The organism is Streptomyces sp. NPDC002793 (assembly GCF_040295485.1).
Taxonomy (GTDB): domain Bacteria; phylum Actinomycetota; class Actinomycetes; order Streptomycetales; family Streptomycetaceae; genus Streptomyces.
The window spans coordinates 20,883-37,785 of the sequence record NZ_JBEOVL010000020.1; the positions used below are offsets into that span (position 1 = coordinate 20,883).

Annotated in this window: 16 protein-coding genes; 11 read left to right on the forward strand and 5 right to left on the reverse strand. The window is 69.7% G+C overall.

The window, feature by feature from the left end; all coding sequences use genetic code 11:
* Positions 1-44: 44 nt before the first annotated feature.
* The 4 genes from ABT001_RS20705 to ABT001_RS20720 all read left to right on the forward strand — a co-directional run bounded on the left by ABT001_RS20705 (position 45) and on the right by ABT001_RS20720 (position 5,313).
* On the forward strand, positions 45-1,607 hold the full coding sequence (locus ABT001_RS20705; RefSeq protein ID WP_351279463.1) for an MmgE/PrpD family protein: 1,563 nt from the start codon (positions 45-47) through the stop codon (positions 1,605-1,607).
* Positions 1,608-1,718: 111 nt separating this feature from the next.
* Positions 1,719-2,924 (forward strand): cytochrome P450, encoded by a 1,206-nt coding sequence (locus ABT001_RS20710; RefSeq protein ID WP_351279465.1) that lies wholly within the window; start codon positions 1,719-1,721, stop codon positions 2,922-2,924.
* Between the two features lie 45 nt (positions 2,925-2,969).
* Entirely contained in the window at positions 2,970-4,436 is a 1,467-nt protein-coding gene (locus tag ABT001_RS20715) for an MFS transporter (RefSeq protein ID WP_351279468.1), read from the forward strand.
* A gap of 46 nt (positions 4,437-4,482) precedes the next feature.
* Positions 4,483-5,313, forward strand: a complete 831-nt coding sequence (locus ABT001_RS20720) for an alpha/beta fold hydrolase (protein ID WP_351279471.1) — start codon at positions 4,483-4,485, stop codon at positions 5,311-5,313.
* Positions 5,314-5,375: 62 nt separating this feature from the next.
* Here ABT001_RS20720 and ABT001_RS20725 read toward each other — a convergent pair whose 3' ends face one another.
* Positions 5,376-6,023: a ScbR family autoregulator-binding transcription factor gene (locus tag ABT001_RS20725; RefSeq protein ID WP_351279473.1), complete on the reverse strand. Its 648-nt coding sequence runs from the start codon at positions 6,021-6,023 to the stop codon at positions 5,376-5,378.
* 228 nt (positions 6,024-6,251) lie between these two features.
* On the opposite strand from ABT001_RS20725, the gene ABT001_RS20730 reads away from it, so the two are divergent.
* The gene (locus ABT001_RS20730; protein ID WP_351279475.1) at positions 6,252-7,244 is read left to right on the forward strand and encodes a ScbA/BarX family gamma-butyrolactone biosynthesis protein; all 993 of its coding nucleotides are present in this window, start codon (positions 6,252-6,254) and stop codon (positions 7,242-7,244) included.
* Positions 7,245-7,260: 16 nt separating this feature from the next.
* On the opposite strand, the gene ABT001_RS20735 is transcribed toward ABT001_RS20730, so the two are convergent.
* Complete coding sequence (locus tag ABT001_RS20735; RefSeq protein ID WP_351279478.1) at positions 7,261-7,884, reverse strand: TetR family transcriptional regulator; 624 nt, start codon at positions 7,882-7,884, stop codon at positions 7,261-7,263.
* Positions 7,885-7,978: 94 nt separating this feature from the next.
* Here ABT001_RS20735 and ABT001_RS20740 point away from each other — a divergent pair, with 94 nt between their 5' ends.
* A complete protein-coding gene (locus tag ABT001_RS20740; protein ID WP_351279481.1) occupies positions 7,979-9,193 on the forward strand; it encodes an acyl-CoA dehydrogenase family protein in 1,215 nt (404 codons plus the stop codon).
* Complete coding sequence (locus tag ABT001_RS20745; RefSeq protein WP_351279484.1) at positions 9,190-9,879, forward strand: HAD family hydrolase; 690 nt, start codon at positions 9,190-9,192, stop codon at positions 9,877-9,879. Before ABT001_RS20740 ends, ABT001_RS20745 begins: the two co-directional genes overlap by 4 nt.
* 102 nt (positions 9,880-9,981) lie before the next feature.
* On the opposite strand, the gene ABT001_RS20750 is transcribed toward ABT001_RS20745, so the two are convergent.
* The gene (locus ABT001_RS20750; protein ID WP_351279486.1) at positions 9,982-10,839 is read right to left on the reverse strand and encodes an SDR family NAD(P)-dependent oxidoreductase; all 858 of its coding nucleotides are present in this window, start codon (positions 10,837-10,839) and stop codon (positions 9,982-9,984) included.
* A gap of 195 nt (positions 10,840-11,034) precedes the next feature.
* On the opposite strand from ABT001_RS20750, the gene ABT001_RS20755 reads away from it, so the two are divergent.
* The 3 genes from ABT001_RS20755 to ABT001_RS20765 all read left to right on the forward strand — a co-directional run bounded on the left by ABT001_RS20755 (position 11,035) and on the right by ABT001_RS20765 (position 14,170).
* Entirely contained in the window at positions 11,035-11,913 is an 879-nt protein-coding gene (locus tag ABT001_RS20755) for a helix-turn-helix transcriptional regulator (protein WP_351279489.1), read from the forward strand.
* 187 nt (positions 11,914-12,100) lie between these two features.
* Positions 12,101-13,405, forward strand: coding sequence for a YncE family protein (locus ABT001_RS20760; protein WP_351279492.1), 1,305 nt, complete (start codon positions 12,101-12,103; stop codon positions 13,403-13,405).
* Between the two features lie 156 nt (positions 13,406-13,561).
* Positions 13,562-14,170: an NAD(P)-dependent oxidoreductase gene (locus ABT001_RS20765; protein ID WP_351279494.1), complete on the forward strand. Its 609-nt coding sequence runs from the start codon at positions 13,562-13,564 to the stop codon at positions 14,168-14,170.
* 9 nt (positions 14,171-14,179) lie between these two features.
* On the opposite strand, the gene ABT001_RS20770 is transcribed toward ABT001_RS20765, so the two are convergent.
* Positions 14,180-15,079: a LysR family transcriptional regulator gene (locus ABT001_RS20770; RefSeq protein ID WP_351279497.1), complete on the reverse strand. Its 900-nt coding sequence runs from the start codon at positions 15,077-15,079 to the stop codon at positions 14,180-14,182.
* Between the two features lie 55 nt (positions 15,080-15,134).
* Here ABT001_RS20770 and ABT001_RS20775 point away from each other — a divergent pair, with 55 nt between their 5' ends.
* A complete protein-coding gene (locus tag ABT001_RS20775) occupies positions 15,135-15,914 on the forward strand; it encodes an inositol monophosphatase family protein (RefSeq protein ID WP_351279500.1) in 780 nt (259 codons plus the stop codon).
* A gap of 75 nt (positions 15,915-15,989) precedes the next feature.
* On the opposite strand, the gene ABT001_RS20780 is transcribed toward ABT001_RS20775, so the two are convergent.
* Positions 15,990-16,856 carry an aldo/keto reductase family oxidoreductase gene (locus tag ABT001_RS20780; RefSeq protein ID WP_351279503.1) on the reverse strand — a complete coding sequence of 289 codons (867 nt, stop codon included), beginning with the start codon at positions 16,854-16,856 and terminating at the stop codon, positions 15,990-15,992.
* Positions 16,857-16,903 lie beyond the last annotated feature (47 nt).

Here is a 16,903-nt window from a genome sequence, read left to right on the forward strand (position 1 = left end):
CGTGTCCCATCCGCGTCCTCCCCGTAGAGAAGGTATGTCGCGCCATGACGGCTGCTGTACTCAGCGAAAGCGTGGCCAGGGCCCTGTGCGAGCAGTGGGAGAGCCAGGCGCGGTCCACCACCCGCTCCCGCCCGCCTGCGGACACACCGCTGCGCGAACTGTCCCACTGGGCCGCGAACCTGCGTCCTGAACACATCCCCTGCCGTGTCCTCAAGCTCGCGGCCAGCCAGGTCCTGTCCCAGATCGCCTCGATCCGGGCCGGCCTCCAACACCCGCTGGGACGCCGCCTGGTGGCCGCCTTCGGCCATCCCATGCAGCGCGACCCGCGCACCGCCGCGAGTGTCTTCGCCGCCCTCGGCTCCTGGCTGAACCTCGACGACACCGCCTACGCCGGCCACCTGTCCAACTCCACCGTCGCCGTGCCCCTGGCCTTCGCGTACGCCCGTCAGCTCGACGGGCTCTCACTGCTGACCGCGGTGGTCGCGGCCAACGAGTGCGCGGCCCGCATCACCGCATCGGCCACCCTCGGCCCCTTGCGCGGACAGAGCGCCGTGCACACCCACCTGGCCGGTGCGGTGGCCGGCCGGCTGCACTGCGACCGGGCCCCGGCGGACCAGTGGGAGAACGCCTTCGGACTCGCGTTCGCCATGCCCAACTGGCCGCTGATGCGCGCCTTTCTCGCCAGCGACGCACGCCTGTTCAACACCTTCACGCCGGTACGCACCGCGATGGACGCGTGTGACGCGGCCGCCGCCGGACTGCGCGGCGCCCCCGACATCATCGAGCACCAGGACGGCTTCCTCGCCCGGTTCGCGACGGTTCCGCTGCCCCAGGCGGTGGCGAAGGGGCTCGGCCGCCGCTGGCACACCGAGACCCTCTCCTTCAAGATGCACCCCGGCGGCCCCGGCATCGACGCGGCCGTGGACTGCGCCGCCGAGATCCACCGCGAAATCGGCCCGCTGCGCCCGGAGGACGTGCGGGAGATCGTCGTGGAGGCGTCCCTGTACACGCTGTTCGCGGGGGAGCGCGCGGCCCAGTACGTCGACGGCCCCCGCTCCCCGCTGGGCGCGCTCGTCCTCGACGTCCCCTACCCGGTCGCCACCACCCTGTTGACCGGCGAGTTCTCCGTGGAGGACTTCTCCGCGCCGCAGCTGGACGACCCCGTGCGCTGGTCGCTGGCCCGCCGGGTGCGGCTGGAGCACGACACGGACATGACCCGTGAACTCTTCCTGTCCGACGCGCCGTTCGGCGAGGCGGTGCGCGAGGCGGGACCGCTGGCCACCCCCTGGCTGCGTGGCTTCGGCGGTGACGAGCTCGTCGACCTCGTCGGCAGCCAGGTGGCAGACGGCCGGGACTTCTCCCGCTCCACCAAGGCCACCGGTGCCCGGGTCGTCGTACGGCTGGCGAACGGGCGGACCATCTCCCGTTCCCGTCTGATCCCCCTGGGTGCCGCGGGCCCCGACACCCGCTCCCGGCACTCCGAGATGGTCCAGGAGAAGTTCCTTTCCGTGGGGGGGCCGCACCGGGTGGCGGACACCGTGGGGCGGCTGCACCGCATGCGCAAGGGTGGCGTGCGCCGTTGGATAGAGGCTGCCTTCCTCGACTGAACGGAGGGTCGAGCAGAGGGCGGAGGGAGTCATTCCCACGTCAGGTACACGTCAGGCCGTCAAGAGACAGTAGGTGAAGAAGTGCTTCCGACTCGCAAAGGGGTTCCTTCCATGTCGCTCGACGCTCAGACCGGTGTGCTGGACTGGCCGTTCGCCCGGACCGAGAACGGTGAACCCCCGACGATCCTGGACGAGCTGCGCAAGGCGCCGCCCTGCGCCGTACGCATTCCTGAGGGCGCGGCCGAGTCACGGCTGGCCTGGCTGGTGACCCGGTACGCCGACGTGCGCCAGGCCCTGGCCGACCCCCGGCTCAGTGCCGACGAGCGGCTGCCCGGTGCACCGGTGCGCATCCAGTTGCCGCCGGGCAGCAACCCGAGCTCGTACCTGCGCCTGGACGACCCCGAACACGCCCGGCTGCGCGGGCTGATCCAGACCGAGTTCACCATGCGCAGGGTGCGCGGCCTCAAGGAGCCGGTGCAGCGGCTCGTCGACGACCTCCTCGACCGGTTCGAGGACCTCGAGAAGCCGGCGGACCTGCACGCGGCGTTCTCGCGGACCCTGCCGACGCTGGTCATCGCCCGGCTGCTGGGCGTCCCGGACGAGGACTCCCCGTTCTTCATCGAGAAGACCCGGGTCGTCATCTCCCAGGAGGACCCGGCGGCGGCGTACGCGGCGTTCGTGGAGATGTCCGACTACCTCGCCGAATTGGCCCGCCGCAAGACGCAGCGGCCCGAGGACGACCTGATCAGCCGGCTGGCCGTGCACCACGCGAGCGGCGAGATCACCCTGGACGAGCTCGTCGGCATCGCCAGGCTGGTGCTGGTGGCAGGCCACGAGACGACCACGAACCAGATAGCCCTCAACATCCTGGGGCTGCTGCGGGACGACAGCCTGTTCGCCAAGGTGGCCGCCGACGACGGAGCCCTCATCCCGCAGTACGTCGAGGAGTCGATGCGTTACTGGTCGATCTCGCAGGACGCGATGGTCCGCCAGGCCCTCGAGGACTTCGACCTCGGCGGGGTGCCGATCGCCAAGGGGGACGCGGTGGTCATCTCCGTCCCCGCGGGCAACCACGACGAGTCGGTGTTCGCGTGCCCCCGCACCATCGATCTGGACAGGGACACCGGTGGCCACCTCCAGTGGGGCTACGGCCCCCACTACTGCCAGGGCGCCCCGCTCGCGCGGATGGAGATGGAACTCTCCCTGCGCACCCTGCTGCGGCGATTCCCCGCCCTCCGGCTGGCGGCCGAACCGAGCACGGTCTTCCGCCGAGGCACCGTTTTCCACGGAGTGACCCGTCTCCCCGTGACCTGGTGACCGAGAAACACGAAACACTGAAACCAACACAGGAGAGCAGTCGGAATGACCTCTGAAGCAAGCCCCGAACTCACCGTCGAGGAGCGTGGACGGCCCGCCCCGGTACCGGTGGCCGCTCCCTCGGCCGGCGCCCTCGTGGTGGTGCTGGTGGGCACCTTCATCACCGTTCTCGACTTCTTCATCGCGAACGTGGCGGTTCCGGCCATCCGGTCGGACCTCCAGGCCGGCGCCGCCCAGGCCCAGTTGATCGTCGTCGGCTACGGGGTCGCCTTCACGGCCGGCCTCATCACCGGCGGCCGGCTCGGTGACATGTACGGCCGCCGCAAGATGTTCTTCCTCGGCATGACGCTCTTCATGATCACCTCGGCGGTCTGCGCCTTCGCGCCAACGATCGACGTCCTGGTGGTCGCACGCATCGCCCAGGGGGCGAGCGCCGCGCTGATGGTCCCCCAGGTCCTCGGCATCATCGGCACGGTCTACACCGGCGCCGCCCGCGAGCGGGCCTTCAACGCCTACGGTCTGATCGTCGGGCTGGCGGGCGTCTTCGGCCAGTTCATCGGCGGGGCCCTGATCAGTGTCGACGTGGCGGGCCTGAGCTGGCGGACCATCTTCCTGATCAACGTCCCCCTGTGCCTGGCCGCACTGGCCTTCGTCAAGCGCACGATCCCCGAGTCGCGCGGCACCGGCGGGACCAGGCTCGACCTGGCCGGCGCACTGCTGGTCACCGGGTCGCTGGCGCTCGTCGTGTTCGCGCTCCTGGAGGGCCAGGAGAAGGACTGGCCGGCGTGGGTCTGGGGCTGCCTGGCCGGGGCTGCCGTCCTGGTCACGGTGACCGTCCTGCACCTGCGTCGGCGGGCCGCGAACGACGCGGGGCCGCTGATCGAACCCGCGCTGTTCCGGGTCCGGCTCTTCACGGTGGGCCTGGCCGCCACGGTCGTCTACTTCCTCGCCATGGGCTCGTTCTTCTTCATCCTCGCTCTCTATCTCCAGCAGGGCATGGGCCTGTCCCCCCTGGAGTCCGGCCTCGTCTTCCTCGCGGTGGGCGTCGGCTACTTCGGTGCCTCGCTGGTGTCGGCGCGGTTCGCCGGCAAGCTGTCCGCCCGGACGGTGGCCTGCGGTCCGCTGACCCTCGCGGTCGGCTACACCGCTATCGCCTTCACGGCCAACGGGCTCGGTCCGGAGGGGAGCGTGCTCTGGCTGCTGCCGATGCTGCTCGTCGCCGGACTGGGCATGGGTCTGACCACCGGACCGCTGACCAACCTGGTGCTGGGTGCGGCCGTCCCCGAGCACGCCGGCTCCGCGTCGGGGCTGCTGAACACCGCCCAGGAGGGCGGGGCAGCCCTCGGTGTGGCGGTCGCCGGATCGGTCTTCTTCCCGGCGCTCGCCGAGGCGGGCCGCTCCGCCGACGCCTATTCGGACGCGTTCGCGCTCACGCTCGTCCCGCTCGTCGCGCTCGGCCTCGCCGCCGCGGTCCTGGTGCTGTTCGCACCCGGGCGCGCCGCGCGCGGCTGACGCGTCCCACCCGCCACCAGAGGCTCACCAGAGGAAGGAAACGCCCATGCCGTACGTCACGACCAGGGACGACACCCGGCTCCACTACAAGGACTGGGGTGCCGGGCGCCCTGTCGTCCTGCTGGGCACCGCCATGATGGACTCCCGCATGTGGGAGTTCCAGGCGTCCTTCCTCGCCGAGCGGGGACTGCGCTGCATCACCTACGACCGGCGTGGCTGCGGGCGTTCGGATGCTCCCTGGGACGGCTACGACTACGACACGCTCGCAGCCGACCTCGCCGACCTCATCGACCATCTCGACCTGCGGGACGCGGTGCTGGTGGGGTACGCGGTCGGGGGCGGCGAAGCTGTGCGCTACCTGTCCCGGTACGGCGCCGAGCGGGTCGCGAAGCTGGCACTGGTCGCCTCCACGACTCCGTTCCTGCTGCGGACCGAGGACAACGCGGACGGGCTCGACATCGCCGTCTTCGACGAAATGGCCGAGGCCATCCGGCGGGACCGGGCACAGTGGCTGAGCGACTGCACCGTACCGTTCTTCGGCGGCGTGAACGCGGATCCGGCCGGTCGGCCGGTCTCGTCCGAACTCGCACGGTGGCTGGTGAGTACGGGCCTGGAGGCCTCGCCTCGGGCAGGGACCGAGATCTACCGCACCCTGTTCACCACCGACCAGCGCGCGGAGACCGCCGAGGTCACCGTGCCCACGCTCGTCATCCACGGCACCGAGGACCTCGCGGCGCCCTACGCCCTCTGCGGACCGCGGACGGCGGAACTCGTCGAAGGCAGCCGGTTCATACCGTACGAGGGTGCCCCGCACGGCCTGTTCGCCACCCATGCCGAGCGGCTCAACGAGGATCTGCTGGCCTTCGTCAAGGAGTGACGGCCGGGCCCGCCCCGCGCCGCGCTGCCCGGACCCCCCCCAGGGGCCGGGCAGTCCTGCGTTCAGCGCAACGGCACGAAGGCATCGATGATTTCCTCCACGCGCTCCACGAGGTCCTCGCGGTTGTTGAGCACCCAGGACATGTGCTGGGCCCCGAACACGGCGGCGCCGAGGGTCCGGGCCATGGCCTCGGGATCGGTGTCCTCGGGAAGGCTTCCCGCCTTGTGGCACTTGTCCAGGAGTTCGGTCAGCACGTCCAGCGTTCCCACGTACGGCACCGGAAGCTCGGCCTTGATGTAGGGCCGTTCGATCTGCAGACGGGCTCCGGCGTGGATGAAGACGTCCTCGCGGAAGGCCCGGGCGAGACGTCTCAGGACGTCAACGAAGGTCGAGGGTGAGGCGGGATCACCGTGTTCCAGAGCGCCGTTGACGGTCTCCTGCATGCGCCGGTAGAACTCCTCCAGCACTGCGACGGCGAGCGCCTCCTTGTTGGGGAAGTGGAAGTAGACGGCGCCCTTGGTCAGTTCGGCACCGTCCGCGATGTCCTTGATGGTGACCTGGGGAAAGCCCTCGGTGGCGAACGCCGCCGCGGCGGAGTTGAGGATCGTCCCGCGGGTGCGGATCGCGCGTTCCTGCTTGAGGTGTGAAGTGTCGTCGAAGGAGGTGCCCGCGGTGCGGCGGGCCCTTGACTCATTGCGCTCGTTGCTCATGACGTCCATATCGTGCCGCGCCGGTTACTAGCTTCTGACCGTCCCCAACCTCCGTGCTGTTGTGAGCAGTTGACCCATGGAAGCGCACCGCGACGAGCCTTGCAATATACCTTCGCGCAGGTATATTAATGATGCGCAGAGAGCTTCGCACGTCTGTTCGCTCGCAGGGTCACTCCAGCTGAGAGGCGAGGTATTCAGATGTCTGTCGTAGTCGATGATTCTAGGATCATGCAGGCGCCATCCATAGGTGTCGAGGCAGAAGTGCTCAGTTTCCTTCAGCCTGTCCCACGTGCGCTTGTGCATCGCAGTTCCATCGCGGAGGTGTTCGTCACCGACGGTGTCCGTACCGGTACGGACACCTTCTCGGTGGGGGCCCAGTGGCCCCGCGACCATGCCCTGTACCACCCGGACGAGAACGGACTGAACGACCCGCTGCTCTTCGCGGAGACTCTGCGCCAGGCCTACTTCTACGGTGCCCACACGTACTTCGGGGTACCTCTCGGATCCCGCTTCATCGGTCAGGACATGAGCTTCGACATCACGGACCCGGCCGCGCTCCGTGTCGGAGTCGCACCACTGGCTGTGGTCCTGCGCGGGACGTGGGCCGAGGAGCGGGACCGGCGGGGACGGGCGGTCGGGGCGCGGCTGGATGCGACGCTCACGGTCGACGGCCACCCCTGCGGCCGCGGCCACGTCCGAGGGCTCATGGTGGACGACCGGCGCTACCGGCTCTTACGGGGGCGTCCGGCCGCGCACGACGAGGTGATCCTTCCTCGTCCCGCGCTGGACGCGAGGATCGCACGGCCCAGCCGGGTGGGCCGGCTGCGCTGGAAGGACTGCGTACTGGAGCGGGACCGGTCCGACCAGCGGTGGGGGCTGCGAGTCGACCGCGATCACGCGGTCCTCTTCGACCACCCCACCGATCACGTACCGCTGATGGTCATGCTGGAGGGCTTCCGGCAGTTCGGTCATCTCACCGTCCACGAGGCGTCCCGAAGAATGCCCGCCGGACAGGCTTTCGCCCTGGCCGGCCTCTCCCTGGACTGCGCCGCCTTCGGTGAGCTGGGAGAAGAGATAGTCCTGGAGATCGAGGACGGGCCGTCCGACGGGTGCACCCTGCGCGTCACGGCCCGCCAGGGGAAGAAACTGCTGGCCCGCGCCGGTATGACCTGGAGGTGTGCGGGCAGCCGCGCCCCTTGGTCGCGGTTCGCCTCCTGGTGACCCGTCGGCGGCCCGGTCACGGCCTGCCTCGGAGCGCGGGGGTGTCGTCGAGCGCCTGAGACAGAGCCTCCCACAGCGCCGCTACGGCATCGGCTCTTTCAGGGCCCGCCCGCCCGGGGCCGGTGTCGGGGTCGATCTCCGTCAGGAACGTACCGAAGAGTGCGGCCACGATGAGGTCCGCCAGGGGGACCGTGGGGACCGAGGCGTTCCAGTCGCCCGCTTTCTGCGTCTCGCGCACCAGTTGGAGGACGAGACCGTGTGTCTCCGTCAGCAGGGGGATCGGCCTGGAGGCCGAGCGGGCGGTCTCCGCGGACAGGCGCAACGCGGCGAGGGCCCGCACATCCGTACCGAAGAGCCGTCCGAGGCCGAGGACGAGTGACCGCAGGCGGCTCAGCGCCGGGCGGGGTGAGCCCCCCGCTCCGGTGAGCAGGTCGCCCAGCGCGCCGGACAGGTGGTCGTCCAGCGCGACGGCCAGGTCCTCCTTGGTCGCGAAGTGACCGTACAGCGCGCCCTTCGTCAGTCTGATGCGGTCCGCGATGTTCTGCAGGTTCGCGTTCGCGTATCCGTACCGCGCGAACTCGTGAGCTGCCGCGTCGAGTACGCGGTCGTATGTCCGCAGGGCACGTGCCTGTTTGGGCATGACGCTCCCCTTCCGTGCCGGCTCCGTAGCGGGACCGAAGTACAAAAAATACGTTCGTGAACGAATTCTATTCATCGAATGAGGTGCTCGCCAGATGATGCAACGTCACAATCCGGTGGACGACCAGGTCGACGCGATCTCGCCGGTGCTTCCGGCGGCCGTCCTGGCCGCGACCGAGAGCGCGGCCACCCACGCCGTGGTCGCCGACGGCGCCCGCAGGCTCGGGGACGAGACCGTCGCACTCCTGACCCACGCCGGCTTCGCACGCCATTTCGTACCCCGCGCCTGGGGTGGCCAGGAAGGCACGTTCGGGAGCCTGATCGCGGCGACCGCGGCAGTGGGGGAGGGGTGCGCCTCGGCGGCATGGTGCGCGGTCCTGTGGGCGGCCCACAGCCGATTCGCGGCCTATCTGCCGCACGAAGGCCGGCGAGACCTGTGGTCGGGCGGCCCGGACACCCGGATCTGCGCCTCGGTCAGGCCGTCCGGCGAGGCGCGCCGGCTGCCGTCCGGCCGGCTGCTGAGCGGCGAGTGGGATTGCGTCAGCGGCGTGGACTTCGCGGACTGGCTCCTGGTGTGCGCACCCGAGCCCGGCTCGGAAGGCACGGCAGGTCTGCGCATGTTCGCGGTGCCGAAGGGCGATTTCCGCGTGCGCGACTCCTGGAACAGCAGCGGGATGCGCGGTACCGGCAGTCACACCGCTGTGCTGGAAGCCGCCTTCGTACCCGACCACCGCAGTTTCCCCATGGAGGACCTGCTGGTGGGGACACCCGGCCCGGGACGTTCCCGGTGCCACACCGTGCCTGCCCACCTCGTCGGCGGCCTCCTCTTCTGCGCCCCGGCGCTCGGAGCGGCCCGGGGCGCGCTGGCCGCGTGGTCGGACTGGGCGGCCCGTGCCCAGGCCCGAGGACTTCCGCAGCACGACGGCAGCCGCCTGCACCACGCCCTGGCCCGTTCCGCCGACGACATCGACGCCGCGGAGCTCCTCCTCCTCGACGCGGCCAGATGCGCCGACACGGGCACCCGCGCCGAGACCGACGTCCTCAGGAACCGGCGAAGATCCGCCGCCGTCGTCGATCTGCTCGTGGACGGCGTCGAACGGCTCTTCCGTACCGCGGGAGTGAACGCCTGCGGCGGACCGGGCCTGATCGAACGCAGCTGGCGGGACATCCACACGGTCGCCGCCCACCAGATGCTCCGCAGGGAGGCGGCGGCCATGGCCTACGCGGCTTCCGTCTTCTCCACGTTCGCCGACCGTGATTCCCCGGCCGCTGTCAGGCCCACGGCACTTCAGGAGGTATCCGCGTCATGAGTACCGAACCGCTGTTCCCGCAGAACGGGCCCCCGCCCGCCTATCTGGTCTTCTGCGACATCGACGACACCCTCATCCGCTGCCGGAGCGGGGTGGAGTTCCTCCGCCACTACGCCGGGTCCCGGCACGGGGCCGAGGGCGTGAGGGCCACCGACGAGCTCCTCGCGGACCTCTACGCGCGGATGGCCCGCGGCATGTCCCGGGAGGAGGCCAACCGGGAGTACCACCGGGCCTGGAGACGCAGCCCGGTCGAGGAGGTCGAGGACCAGGCCGGCCTGTGGTATGAGGAACGCAGCAGGGCCGCGGACTTCTACATCACCGAGACCGTGGACGCCCTCCGTCGGCACCGGGCCGCAGGGGCGGCCGTGGCACTGGTATCCGGTTCGTTCCCACCGCTGATGCCCCATGTCGCGGAGGTGGTCGGGGCGCAGTACGTGCTCGGTGCCAGGCTGGAGCGGTGCGGCCGCGTCCTGACCGGTGAGCTGATGGGCCGGCCCGCCATCGGTGAGGGGAAGTGCGTCCTCGTACGCGAACTGCTCGACCGCCACCCCCACATCGACCCCCAGGACTGCCACGCGTACGGCGACCACCCCTCGGACCTGCCCATGCTGCACATGGTCGGCCACGCCACGCTGGTGGCCCCTGACGGGACGCACATACCCGTGCAACCTACGGTCATGGCCTGACACGCCTGGCACCCGCACTGTGCCGCTCCACCCGGTTCCGGCCCGGGAGGTGTGTCCCCGGGGACACACCTCCCTCGTCGTCGTCCCGACCGAGCCGCCTGGTCAGGCCTCGGGGAAGTCCGTGGTGGGGGCGGAGGCGGCGGTGGCGTCGAGATCGGCGCGCAGGGCGTCCACCTTCGCGGTGGCGAAGGCGTGCGCGTCGGAGCCCAGCAGCTGGCGCAGGGGGCCGTCTTCGCGGCCGACGCGCTCGATGATGGCGGCTGCCGCCTTGACGGGGTCGCCGAGCTGGTGGCCCTGATGTGCGAGGTGGTCCTCGACCATGGCCCGCACCGCCGGGTAGTGCTCCGTGGTCGCACCGGGCAGGGCCAGCGAGTCCGGGGTGAGGAAGGAAGTGCGGAAGTAACCGGGCTCGACGACGACGACCTTGATGCCGAAGTCCGCGACCTCGGCAGCGAGCGCCTCGCTCAGCCCTTCGAGCGCGAACTTGCCCGCGCAGTACAGGGCCCAGCCGGGCATCGTGGTCAGACCCAGGATCGAGGAGATGTTGACGATGTGGCCCGCGCGCTGTTCACGCATGACCGGCAGCGCCGCGCGCAGCACGTTCCACACCCCGCCGACCTGGACGTCGAGCATCTCCCGCACGTCCTTGCCGCTGGTCTCCTCGACGGCTGCGAGGTATCCGTACCCCGCGTTGTTGACGACGACGTCCAGGCGGCCGAATCGCTCGGTGGTCCGGTCCACGGCGCTCTTGACCTGAGTCTCGTCCGTCAGGTCCACGGTCAGCGCAAGGAGCCGGCTGGTGTCGACGGCGCTCCCCAGTGCGGTCGACAGGCGCTCGGCGGAGCGGGTGGTAGCGGCCACGTCGCACCCCTGGGCGAGCAGTTGCCGGACCAGCTCCAGCCCCATTCCGCGGGAGGCGCCGGTGACGAACCAGGTGGTGGGGGTGGTGGTGCCAGGCATGAGCGTGCCTCTTTCGTAGATGCCGCGACGGGACGCCGGTCGGTTTGCTGATCCGGCGCTGACTCGATCGTGGGCCGCGCGCGAGTGGTTCCGAGTGCCACGGCGAGCCCTCCGCGTCCTAGGTCGCGCGGAAGTAGGACTGACAGACCTCCCCCGGAGAGGCCGTCGTCGTGCTTCGCGGGACAGACTGCTCCCATGACCTCCACCAACCGTGAGCTCGCGGACTTCCTCAAGCGCTCTCGCGCCCAGTGCGATCCCGGGCAAGCGGGGCTGCCGCCGGACGGCCGGGTCCGGCGCGTGGCCGGTCTTCGGCGGGAGGAAGTCGCCGGTCTGGCGGGTGTGTCCGTCGACTACTACGCCCGCCTCGAGCAGGGCCGCTCCATCAATCCGTCCCCTGCCGTGGTCGAAGCCATCGGGCAGGCCCTGGGACTGGACGCGGCAAGCCTTGCCCACCTCAAGGATCTCGTCGGCGTCACCGTCACCCGCCTCCCGTCGCGCACGCCCAGCGTGCAGCGTCTGCGCCCCGGGCTCCATCAGCTGCTGGATTCGCTGGACAGCTCTGTCCCCGCCCTCATTCTGGGGCGGCAGTCAGCCGTCCTGGGTTCGAACCGGATGGCCAGAGCCCTGTTCGCGGACTTCGACGCCATGCCGGCCGTCGAGCGTAACTACACCCGCTGGCTCTTCCTCGATCAGGATGCGCGCGACCTGTTCATCGACTGGGACGTCCAGGCCCGCGCCGCGGTGGAGAACCTGCGTCTGGAAGCGGTGCGCGAATCGGACCGGCAGGCCACGGAGGCGCTCGTCACGGAACTGAGGAAGCGGAGCGACGACTTCGACCACTGGTGGCGGCAGCACCGCGTGCACCAGCGCACTCATGGTGCCAAGCGGCTTCGGCACCCCTTGGTCGGTGAGCTCACCGTGGAGTACGAGACGCTCTCGCTTCCCGGTGACAGCGAAACCACCCTGTTCCTCTACACCGCCGAACCTCGGTCGGCGTCCGCCCAGGCGCTCAGCCTGCTGGCCTCGTGGACACTGGCGGGGCCTTCGACAGCTCCGATGCGGTCGCGCGACTGACACGCGGTTCATCTGCGGCGGTCTCACGCCGGGGGTGCCACGTGCGACGCCCCGGCACCACGACGGCACCCGTCGAGGAATCTCGATCGGGCTCTGTTCAAGTTTCTCTCTTCTGGCTACGTTACCTTCAGTAACAGACGTGAACCTGTCCGACGGCGCCGCCCACCCCTGCCCTCTGGAGTTCACCATGACGTCTTCCACCACCCGCCGTCCTCACCGCCGGCGCGAGCTCGGCGCGGTAGCCCTTCTCGCCGTGGCGCTGACCGCAGGCGCGTTGCCCACCATCCCCGGCTCGGCCGGCGCGAGCGAGAATCCGACGCAGGCGCGGAAAGCCGTCCCGGAGGAGCTCAAGGAGGTGTTCTTCGTCGGCAACAACTGGGAGGGCACCGCCGACGTCATCAACTCCCGGGGCGACTACGCCAAGATCGGCCGGATCGACATGATCCCCGACAAGAAGGAGCGGCTGCGGGAGATCTACCTCAATCCCATCAAGCTCGCCTTCTTCCTCGGTATCCGGCTCGGCCCGGGCGAGGGCCATGACCAGTACGTCGACGACATGTACACCACGAAGGACGGCACGTCCGTCGTCGCCTCCCGGCCGAGTTTCGCCGATGTCGTCTCCATCGACGTGGAGAGCGGCAGAATCAACTGGCGCTTCCCGGTGTCCGGCTTCCGCTCCGACCACATGGCGGTCTCACCGGACGGCACCCAGGTCGCCGTCTCCTCCTCCATCTCCAACACCGTGCACGTCCTCGACATGGCGACGGGCGAGGAGGCGGGCAACTTCAAGACGGGCGACAAGCCGCACGAGAACGTGTACACCGACGGCGGCAAGTACCTCTGGAACATGGCCATCGGCGAGGTCAACACCGACATGGACGCGCCCTGGCAGGACTTCACCAAGGGTGATCGCCGCATCACCGTCGCCGACGCGGAGACCTTCCAGGTCGAGAAGATCATCGACATGCGGGAGCGGCTCGACGCCTTCGGCCGCAAGGACCTGTCCGACGCGCTGCGTCCCGTCGCCTTCACGCCTGACGAGTCGAAGATGTACTTCCAGGTCTCCTTCTTCAACGGATTCGTCGAGTACGACGTGCACAACGACAAGATCACCCGAGTGAAGACACTGCCGAAGAACCCGGACACCAGCGACGAACGCACCACCTACGTCAACGACTCCCGCCACCACGGCATGTCCATGAGCCCTCGGGGTGACAAGCTCTGCATCGCCGGGACCATGGACGACTACGTCACCGTCGTGAACCGCGAGACGCTTCAGGAGGGTCCGCTCGTCACCGCCTCCAAGCCGTACTGGGCCACCGTCAGCGGAGACGGCAAGCACTGCGTGGTGTCCGAGAGCGGCGCCGACCAGGTGACGGCCATCGACTTCTCCACCGGCGAGAAGGTCACCTCGATCCCCGTCGGCGACCACCCGCAACGGGTCCGCATCGGCCACGTCCCCACGGGCTGGACCGGCCCCGCCACCGGCTGAGACGCTCGGAGTCGAGCCTCACACTGCACGGAGTTCGGGCGATCAGGGACTCGCGGAGCGGGCTCGCCCGTCCGCGCACCCGGTTGCGTCTGGGTAACTTTTCAAGTCAGTTACTTGCACTTGATGTTAAGGGGGTAGCTCCCTAACGTTCTCGGCATGCATCTCACTGTTCTCGCGGCTTCCGGCCGGACCGGCATGGCTCTCACCGAGCAGGCGCTGCGACGTGGTCACACCGTGACCGCCATCGCGCGTCATCCCGAGCAAATCGACCTTCCCGACTCCCCGAACCTGCGCAAGGTGGCGGGCGACGTGAACGACGCGGCCGGTATCGCCGCCGCCGTGGACAAGGACTCCGTGGTCATTTCCGCGCTCGGCACGGACCGGGCCGGGATTCTCCTGGTCGGCGCCCGGGCCGTCGTCGCCGCCGGCCCCCGGCGCGTCATCTGGCTCGGTGCCTACGGCACGGGCAAGTCGGCCGAGGTGGCGGGGGAGGGTGCGGGGGTGCTCGCCAAGGTGCTGGGTGACCGGCTCGCGGACAAGGTCGAGGCCGACAACACCGTTCTCGCGGCTGGGGGCACCGTGTTCCATGCGGGGATGCTCGCTGACGGGCCGGAAAGCCCTCGTCGGCGCACGGTCGGGCTGAAGGCCGGACCTCCCTTCGACCTCGGTGCGAAGGTCAGCCGGGCAACCGTCGCTGCGGCGATGCTCGACGAGGCCGAGTCGTCGCGCTTCCCCGGTGTCGTGGCCCTGCCGTTGGCGGAGTAGACGGAGTGGTCAGCCGGCGGTGATCTCCTCGATCGACGCCCGGACCTGCTCGCGGAGCCAGGCGTGGGCGGGATCGGAGTCGTAGCGCTGGTGCCAGTTGCAGTTGATCGCCGCCGCTGGGAAGTCGATCGGCAGTGGCCGGGTGAGGAGCCCGAACGCCTCGATGAGCGGGCGGCCGAGGAGCGCCGTGCAGGTGACCAGGGCGTCGCTGCGGGCGGCGATCTGCAGGGCTGTGGACACCGTCGCGACCGCCGCGACCACCTGGCGCCTCAGGCCTTCGGCTGCGAGTGCGTCGTCGATCGGTGCGGTGAGCCGGCCACGCCGGGAGATCACCACATGCGGGTGCGCCGCGTAGGAGGACAGGTCGAGCTCGGCGGCACAAGGGTGGTCTGCGCGCATCGCCACGACCAGCCGGTCCTCGCCGAGGGGCTCGGACCGGAACTCGGGCAGACTCGGCATGCCGCCACCGAGTTCCAGGTCGACACGGCCGCGGCGCAGGTCGTCGGTGTCGACCGAGTTCTCCGCCAGCACCCGTAGTCGTACCCCGGGAGCCCGCTGCTGGATTCTGCCGAACAGCACCGGTACCAGTGACGCGGCCGCCGCGTCGTGACACTGGATCGTGAAGGCGCGATCCAGTTCAGCCAGGTTCAACTCGCGCGTCGGAGCCAGCACTTGGTGCGCCTGCCGGACGAGCCGGTGTACGTCCTCCCGCACCGACAACGCGTACGGGGTCGGAACCATCGAGTGGCCGGTGCGCACCAGAATGTCGTCCCCGGTGACAGTGCGAAGCCTGCCGAGGGTGCGGCTGACCGCAGGTGAGGACAGGTGCAGCCGTCTGGCGGCGCCCATCACGCTGCCCTCTTCGAGCAGGGCGTCCAGGACGGTCAGCAGATTCAAGTCCAATTGCATAGAAGTAAATCCTCGCAGCGAGTCAGTCCACCTCGATCAACCCCAGGAGCCTCTCATGAGCCAGGAACTGCTTGCCGCCACCGTCACCGCCGTCCGCCACGCCGGCACCCGCATGATGGCTCGCTACCCCACCGAGCCCCGTCTGCCCGGACTCCCCGAACTGCTCGCGAGCCTCCGCGCCAATGACGCGGCAGTCGTCGCCACGTTGCGCCCGGCGTTGACCGAAGCCCTGCCGAGCGCGGGCTGGCTCGATGACGAACACGGGTCGGGCCCACTGGCCTCGGGCGAGTGGTGGCTCATCGACCCGGTCGGCGGCAACGTCAACGCCGTTCACGGTATGCCCGACTGGAACATCGGCGTGAGCCTCGTCCGTGACGGCCGCCCGGTGCTGGCCGTGATCCACTTCCCGGTTGCCGACGAGATGTTCACCGCGACCGCGGGAGGTGGGGCGTTCCTCAACGACGTACGGCTGCGGGTTTCGGTCAAGACGTCGCTGGACGGCGCGCTGGCCGGGACCGGCCAGGCCAAGCCCGGGCACGATCCTGAGCTCGCGGAGCGGATGGGCTCCGCCTTCGCGGCGATGACGAACTCCGCCCTCCATGTGCGGGTCTCCGTACCGGTGACCCACCAGCTCGCCCAGGTCGCCGCGGGCCGGATGGACGTGCACTGGCAGTTCGACAACGTCCGGTCCCACGCGGCAGGTGTACTGCTGGTCCAGGAGGCCGGTGGCGTCGTGACCGACCTCGAGGGAAAACCGTGGGAACCGGCCGACAAGAGCTACGTCGCCGCCGCGCCGGGTGTGCACGCCGCGGCACTGGAAGTCCTCGCCGCTTGAGGCAGGCCCGGGGCCGCGACCAGGGCCTCATCTTGGCTTCGGTCGTGGCTCGTGGGCCGTTCAGCTCTGGGGAGTTCAGCGGCTGATGTCGTCCAGTTCGGTCAAGTCCTCGGGGGAGAGGGAGAGTCCCGCGCCGGCGATGTTCTCGCGCAGGTGGGCCGTCGACGAGGTGCCGGGGATGAGCAGAATGTTCGGTGATCGCCACAGCAGCCAGGCCAGTGCCACGGACATCCGTGTCGCCTCCAAGCGAGTGGCCACCGCCGAGAGCGCCGAGGACTGAAGGGGGGTGAAGCCCCCGAGAGGGAAGAAGGGCACGTACGCGACGCCGTCGGTGGCGAGCCGGTCGATGAGCTTGTCGTCATGGCGGTGGGCGAGGTTGTACATGTTCTGCACGCACACGATCGGCGCGATGCTCTGTGCCTCGGTGACCTGCTCCTCGGTGGCGTTGCTGATCCCGAGGTGGCGGATCAGGCCCTGCTGCTGGAGTTCGACGAGCGTCTCGAACGCCTCTGCGAGAGAGCCGGGACCTTCGGCGTCGCCGAGTCGAAGGTTGACCAGGTCGAGTACGTCGAGCCGGAGGGACTTGAGGTTGTCGTGGACCTGGCGGCGCAGATCTTCGGGTCGCCGGGCCGTGGGCCAGCCGCCCTGTTCGTCGCGGGTCGCGCCCACCTTGGTCACGATGTGCAGCGACTCGGGATAGGGGTGCAGTGCCTCGCGGATCAACTCGTTGGTGACGCGCGGCCCGTAGGCGTCGCTGGTGTCGATGTGGGTGATTCCGACGTCGACCGCCTCACGCAGAACGGCAAGAGCACCGTCGCGATCGGCGGGCGGCCCCATGACCCACGGGCCGGCCAGTTGCATGGCGCCGTAACCGAACCGGGTGACGGTCAGGTCACCCAGAGTCCAGGTGTCACCGGGAAGAGTGAGGGAGGGGGTGTTCATCTCGTTGCCTTTCGTCGTGTACTTCGGGGTGGCGCCTGCCGCCTCCT